Annotated in this window: 6 protein-coding genes; all 6 read right to left on the bottom strand. The window is 60.3% G+C overall.

Annotated features, from left to right (window positions below; translation table 11 throughout):
- Positions 1–113 precede the first annotated feature (113 nt).
- Positions 114–821 carry a 2-C-methyl-D-erythritol 4-phosphate cytidylyltransferase gene (gene ispD, locus QMX91_RS27520; RefSeq protein WP_027611041.1) on the bottom strand — a complete coding sequence of 236 codons (708 nt, stop codon included), beginning with the start codon at positions 819–821 and terminating at the stop codon, positions 114–116.
- A complete protein-coding gene (gene ftsB, locus QMX91_RS27515) occupies positions 818–1,096 on the bottom strand; it encodes a cell division protein FtsB (protein WP_007964293.1) in 279 nt (92 codons plus the stop codon). Before ftsB ends, ispD begins: the two co-directional genes overlap by 4 nt.
- A 171-nt stretch (positions 1,097–1,267) precedes the next feature.
- Positions 1,268–2,557: a phosphopyruvate hydratase gene (eno, locus tag QMX91_RS27510; RefSeq protein WP_098967472.1), complete on the bottom strand. Its 1,290-nt coding sequence runs from the start codon at positions 2,555–2,557 to the stop codon at positions 1,268–1,270.
- 156 nt (positions 2,558–2,713) lie between these two features.
- The gene (gene kdsA, locus QMX91_RS27505; protein ID WP_098967470.1) at positions 2,714–3,559 is read right to left on the bottom strand and encodes a 3-deoxy-8-phosphooctulonate synthase; all 846 of its coding nucleotides are present in this window, start codon (positions 3,557–3,559) and stop codon (positions 2,714–2,716) included.
- 4 nt (positions 3,560–3,563) lie between these two features.
- Complete coding sequence (locus QMX91_RS27500; protein ID WP_003222153.1) at positions 3,564–5,195, bottom strand: CTP synthase; 1,632 nt, start codon at positions 5,193–5,195, stop codon at positions 3,564–3,566.
- Between the two features lie 274 nt (positions 5,196–5,469).
- Positions 5,470–6,798 (bottom strand): tRNA lysidine(34) synthetase TilS, encoded by a 1,329-nt coding sequence (tilS, locus tag QMX91_RS27495; protein ID WP_282413675.1) that lies wholly within the window; start codon positions 6,796–6,798, stop codon positions 5,470–5,472.
- Positions 6,799–6,902 lie beyond the last annotated feature (104 nt).

The following is a 6,902-nucleotide window of genomic DNA, read 5'->3' as shown; positions in this document are numbered from 1 at the left end:
GAGCAAGCCCGCTCCCACAGGGGATCCGCAGTGGATGCAGATTGGGTGTCAGGCGCGAATCAAATGTGGGAGCGAGCTTGCTCGCGAAGGCGGCAGAACAGGCAACACAGCACTTAGCGGCGATTGGCCCAGCGCTGACGCAACCACTCCAGGTCTTCAGGCCGGGTGACCTTGAGGTTGTCCGCTCGCCCTTCGATCAGGCGCGGCGCCAGACCGGCCCACTCCATCGCCGAGGCTTCATCGGTAATCACCGCATCCGCCACCAGACTGTCGGCCAACGCCCGATGCAAGGCACCGAGACGGAACATCTGCGGCGTATAGGCTTGCCAGATCACGCTGCGATCCACGGTTTCAAGCACACGACCGTGCTTGTCGACCCGCTTCAGGGTATCGCGCGCCGGCACGGCCAGCAGACCGCCGACGGCATCATCCGCCAGTTCAACCAGCAACTTGTCGAGATCGTCGCGACTCAGGTTGGGCCGTGCCGCATCGTGCACCAGCACCCAGTCATCGTCATCGGCACCCTGCGCATGCAAATGCAGCAAAGCGTTCAGCACCGACCCGGAACGCTCCGTGCCGCCCTCGACCCGCTGAATCCGCGAGTCGCTGGCGCAAGCCAGGTTTGGCCAATAAGGATCATCAACCGCCAAACTGACCACCAGCCCCTTGAGGCTCGGGTGATCAAGGAAACAGCCGAGGCTGTGTTCGAGAATTGTGCGCCCGCCCAGTTGCAGATATTGCTTGGGACGGTCCGCGGCCATTCGGGCACCGACGCCCGCGGCAGGAATCACGGCCCAGAAGGCCGGCAGGGAATCGATCATTGCGCGAGCTGGTAAAGGGTTTCACCGTCCTTGACCATGCCCAGCTCATGGCGAGCCCGCTCTTCAACGGTCTCCATGCCTTTTTTCAACTCGCTGACTTCGGCGTCCATCACCCGATTGCGCTCCAGCAGGCCTTCGTTCTCGGCGTGCTGATCAGCAATCTGCTGCTTCAGCTCGGCGACCTGCGCCAGACTGCCATTGCCCACCCACAGGCGGTACTGCAGACCGGCCAGCAGCAAGAGCAAAACGAGAAACAACCAGTAAGGACTGCGCATCGAATATCAGGTATCCAGTGAAAAAAGACAGCCACGCCAAAACTTTGAAACGTCTGATAGCACGAAGCCTGGAAGATCCAGGCTTGTGCATGTAAGGCATCAGATTAGTGGCAAATCCATCGCTGTCACGACTTTTCCGACACAATCCGGTGTCTTTTTACCATCTACTGCTTAACCGCGGAACTCGGAGCGACCGTTGTACTTGGCTTTGCCATTCAACTGCTCTTCGATACGCAGCAGTTGGTTGTACTTGGAAACGCGGTCGGAACGGCACAGCGAACCGGTCTTGATCTGGCCAGCCGAAGTGCCCACGGCCAGGTCGGCGATGGTCGAATCTTCGGTTTCGCCCGAACGGTGCGAGATCACGGCGGTGTAACCGGCAGCCTTGGCCATCTGGATGGCTTCCAGGGTTTCGGTCAGGGTACCGATCTGGTTGAACTTGATCAGGATCGAGTTGGCGATCTTTTTATCGATGCCTTCTTTCAGGATCTTGGTGTTGGTCACGAACAGGTCGTCGCCAACAAGTTGGGTCTTCTCGCCGATCTTGTCGGTGAGGATCTTCCAGCCAGCCCAGTCGGACTCGTCCAGACCGTCTTCGATCGAGATGATCGGATAACGTTCGGTCAGACCTTTCAGGTAGTCGGCGAAACCTTCAGCGGTGAACACCTGGCCTTCGCCGGACAGGTTGTACTTGCCGTCTTCGTAGAATTCGCTCGCCGCGCAGTCCAGCGCCAGGGTCACGTCGGTGCCCAACTTGTAACCGGCGTTGGCCACGGCTTCGGAGATCACTTTCAGCGCGTCTTCGTTGGACGCCAGGTTCGGTGCGAAACCGCCTTCGTCGCCAACGGCGGTGCTCAGGCCACGGGCCTTCAGCACAGCTTTGAGGTGATGGAAAATCTCGGTGCCCATACGCAGACCTTCCGAGAACGTCTTGGCGCCAACCGGCTGCACCATGAATTCCTGGATGTCGACGTTGTTATCGGCGTGCTCGCCACCGTTGATGATGTTCATCATCGGCACCGGCATCGAGTACACACCCGGGGTACCGTTCAGGTTGGCGATGTGTGCGTACAGTGGCAGATCCTGATCCTGTGCAGCCGCTTTGGCCGCAGCCAGGGAAACGGCGAGGATGGCGTTGGCGCCCAGGGTTGCCTTGTTTTCGGTACCGTCGAGCTTGATCATCGCGTGGTCGAGGGCTTTCTGGTCGCTTGGGTCGGTGCCCAGCAGCAGATCGCGGATCGGACCGTTGATATTTTTTACTGCCTGGAGCACGCCCTTGCCCAGGTAACGGCTCTTGTCGCCATCACGCAGCTCGAGCGCTTCACGCGAGCCAGTGGATGCACCGGAAGGCGCGCAGGCGCTGCCGATGATGCCGTTGTCGAGAAGCACGTCCGCTTCCACGGTGGGATTGCCACGGGAGTCGAGAACTTCACGACCTTTGATGTCGACGATTTTTGCCATTGTTGTAAACACTCCAAAGTTGACGAAAACGACGCAGCTAGAGGAAATCTTTTGACCGTCGGCAAGTGGTGTGCAGCGGGCAGCTTGCAGACGACAACGCACATGCCCGAGGGCATGTGCGACAAATCGTGCGGTACTTTACCGGAGAATTGAGCTTTACGCGGTTTCTACCGTCGGAAAACTCTTCACCAGTTCGTCCAAGGCTTTGAGCTGGGCCAGAAATGGCTCCAGTTTGTCCAGACGCAAGGCGCAAGGGCCGTCGCATTTGGCGTTGTCCGGATCCGGATGCGCTTCGAGGAACAGACCGGCCAGCGACTGGCTCATGCCGGCCTTGGCCAGATCGGTGACCTGGGCGCGGCGACCGCCGGCGGAGTCGGAACGACCGCCAGGCATTTGCAGCGAGTGAGTCACGTCGAAGAATACCGGGTACTCGAACTGCTTCATGATGCCGAAGCCGAGCATGTCGACCACGAGGTTGTTGTAGCCGAAGCTCGAACCACGCTCGCAGAGGATCAATTGATCGTTACCCGCTTCCACGCACTTGTTCAGGATGTGTTTCATTTCCTGAGGCGCGAGGAACTGGGCTTTCTTGATGTTGATCACAGCGTTGGTCTTGGCCATCGCCACGACCAGATCGGTCTGGCGCGACAGGAAGGCCGGCAGCTGAATGATGTCGCAGACTTCAGCGACGACCGCGGCCTGATCAGGCTCGTGGACGTCGGTGATGATCGGCACGCCGAAGGCTTGTTTGATGTCCTGGAAGATGCGCATGCCTTCTTCCAGGCCAGGACCACGATATGAAGTCACAGAAGACCGGTTGGCCTTGTCGAAGCTGGCCTTGAACACGTAAGGGATACCGAGTTTCTCGGTGACCTTCACGTACTCTTCGCAAACCTGCATGGCCATGTCACGGCTTTCCAGCACGTTCATGCCGCCGAACAGCACCATGGGTTTGTCGTTGGCGATTTCGATGTTGCCAACGCGAATGATCTTCTGTGCCATCGGGTTACGCCTTCTTCTGGTGTTGAGCCAACGCTGCTTTTACGAAACCGCTGAACAGCGGGTGACCGTCACGTGGCGTCGAGGTGAACTCCGGGTGGAACTGGCAAGCGACGAACCATGGATGATCCGGTGCTTCGACCACTTCAACCAGCGCGGCATCAGCGGAGCGACCGGAGATTTTCAGGCCGGCTTCGATGATTTGTGGCAGCAGGTTGTTGTTCACTTCGTAGCGGTGACGGTGACGTTCAACGATCACATCCTTGCCGTAGCAATCGTGCACCTTGGAGCCGGCTTCGAGCAGGCATTCCTGAGCGCCGAGGCGCATGGTGCCGCCCAGATCGGACGCTTCGGTACGCACTTCAACCGCGCCGGTGGCGTCTTCCCACTCGGTGATCAGACCCACGACCGGATGGCCGCTGGCGCGATCGAATTCGGTGGAGTTGGCGTCTTTCCAGCCCAGCACGTTACGGGCGAACTCGATAACCGCCACTTGCATGCCCAGGCAGATGCCCAGGTACGGAACCTTGTTTTCACGAGCGTACTGAACGGCAGTGATCTTGCCTTCCACGCCACGCAGACCGAAGCCGCCCGGAACGAGGATCGCGTCGACACCTTCGAGCAGCGCAGTGCCCTGGTTCTCGATGTCTTCGGAATCGATGTAACGCAGGTTGACCTTGGTACGGTTGGTGATACCGGCGTGACTCATCGCTTCGATCAGCGACTTGTAGGCGTCCAGCAGTTCCATGTACTTGCCGACCATCGCGATGGTCACTTCGTGCTCTGGATTGAGCTTGGCATCGACGACCTTTTCCCACTCGGACAGGTCGGCGCCATTGCATTGCAGGCCGAAACGCTCGACGACGAAATCGTCCAGACCCTGAGCGTGCAGCACGGCCGGAATCTTGTAGATGGTGTCGACGTCTTCCAGGGAGATCACCGCACGCTCTTCAACGTTGGTGAACAGCGCGATCTTGCGACGCGACGACACATCCACCGGATGGTCGGAGCGGCAGATCAGCACGTCTGGCTGCAGGCCGATCGAACGCAGCTCTTTGACCGAGTGCTGGGTTGGCTTGGTCTTGGTTTCGCCGGCAGTGGCGATGTACGGAACCAGCGTCAGGTGCATCAGCATCGCGCGCTTGGAGCCGACTTCCACCCGCAGTTGACGGATGGCTTCGAGGAACGGTTGCGATTCGATGTCGCCAACGGTACCGCCGATTTCCACCAGGGCCACGTCGGCATCGCCGGCACCCTTGATGATGCGACGCTTGATTTCGTCGGTAATGTGCGGAATCACCTGGATGGTTGCACCCAGGTAGTCACCACGGCGCTCTTTGCGCAGCACGTGCTCGTAGACACGACCGGTGGTGAAGTTGTTGTTCTGGGTCATGGTCGTGCGGATGAACCGCTCGTAGTGGCCCAGGTCCAGGTCGGTCTCGGCGCCGTCGTGGGTGACGAACACTTCACCGTGCTGGAACGGGCTCATGGTGCCCGGGTCGACGTTGATGTACGGATCCAGCTTAAGCATGGTGACCTTAAGCCCCCGCGCCTCCAGGATGGCCGCCAATGAAGCCGAGGCAATGCCTTTCCCCAATGAAGAAACAACACCGCCCGTGACGAATATGTAGCGCGTCATGAAAAACCCTAGAAGTCTGCGTTAAAGCGGTACGAGCCGCCGGGGAAAGCGAAGGAAGGCCGAAGCCCCCGATCACCTGCATTAATCACAGTGCACCTTTCAAAAAAACCGCCGCGTTGGGACAGACCGGCAGATGAAACACCGGTACGTTGCTCGCTACACATTTTTTGGAATCGCCCAGCAAAGACTGCTTGGTAATCGGCAACTCCTGCAATTCAGGCGAATCCACAGAAGTTGTATCAAGAAGGGAGCGTAGTCTACCGGAATGCCCCTTTCATCTCAAACCTTGATCTTCGTCTGTTGGCTGCCAATGCAATTTCCAGCCGTCCGGCCCCTGCCCGTCAAGGCCCGGCAGGTTCGCCACGGCGAGCAATTCTGCGCCGCGAAACAGCAGCGGCAATCTGCCACGGACGAAGCCCGGCACCGCGCGCTCATTGAGCAGGCGCTTGAGATCGCGGTGGCCGCGCCCCGCCAGATGCATCAGCTCGCCGCCCTGCCGATAGCCAATGCGCAGCGGCCCGACGGGAGTCTGCCCGCTGAACATGACACGCCCGTTATTCGCCAAGCGTAGCGGCGTCGACGGGTCAGGCCACTCGACGCTGACCGCTGGCGCCCGCAGCCAGCCTCCGCTCAACCACCATACCCGGCCGGCGCTGCGATGCAGCTCACCGTCGGCCAGACGCCAGATCGGCGAAGCATCGTTGGCAGCACCGCATAGGTCGTTCCAACCCGACCAATGGTCAGTGTCGGGCAACCGGGTCAGCGGTTCGAGCCAGTGGCTGAGTGCATTGCGCTGACGAGCGGCGGACAGACTCGTCAGCGGCGCCAGCCCCAGCGACGGTAGGCCCAGCCATGAAAGCTCGCTCGGCGTGGCGGCTTGCGCGAGATCGAGCTGCGCCAGCTCATCGAGCAGGCCTTGCGCCTCACGCAGGTGCGCCGCGCTGCGGGCCATGCTCGCCTGCGCCTGCGGCCAGCGCGCGGTGAGCAACGGCAGCACCTGATGGCGCAGGTAGTTGCGCGAGAACTGCGGATCCTGGTTTGACGGGTCTTCGATCCAGTGCAACTGATGCGCGCGGGCGTAAGCCTCAAGCTCGGCGCGCGTGATGTCGAGCAATGGCCGCACCAGCGTGCCCTGCCCCAGCGGCCGCTGCGCCGGCATCGCCGAAAGACCGCGAACGCCGGCACCGCGCATCAAGCGAAACAACAGGGTTTCGGCCTGATCATCACGGTGCTGACCTGTCAGAAACAAATCCCCAGCCTCGGTCTGCGATGCGAACGCCGCATACCGCGCCTCCCGCGCCGCTCTTTCAAGACTGGCGCCGGGTTGCACCGTCACCCGCATCACGTGCAGCGGCACACCCAGCGCATCGCAGACCGACTGACAATGCGCCGGCCACGCATCAGCCGCAGCCTGGAGGCCATGGTGGATATGGATGGCGCTGAGCGCCGGCAGGGAATGGTGTTTTGCGAGATGGGCCAGCAGATGCAGGAGGACGGTGGAATCCAGACCGCCGGAGAAAGCCACGCGCCAAGCCTTGGCGTTGCGCCAAGCTGTAAGATTGCGCAGAAGCCGGGAAGGCAGATCACTCACGGACTGACCCATATCTTTCTCTTGGCCCAAATCAAATGTGGGAGCGGGCTTGCTCGCGAAGGCGTTTCAACATTCAACACATCTGTCGACTGTTATACCGCTTTCGCGAGCAAGCC

The organism is Pseudomonas sp. PS01299 (assembly GCF_029960145.1).
Lineage (GTDB): Bacteria > Pseudomonadota > Gammaproteobacteria > Pseudomonadales > Pseudomonadaceae > Aquipseudomonas > Aquipseudomonas putida_A.
The sequence above is the reverse complement of the archived record's forward strand: the minus strand, read 5'-3'. Positions and strand labels throughout refer to the sequence as shown.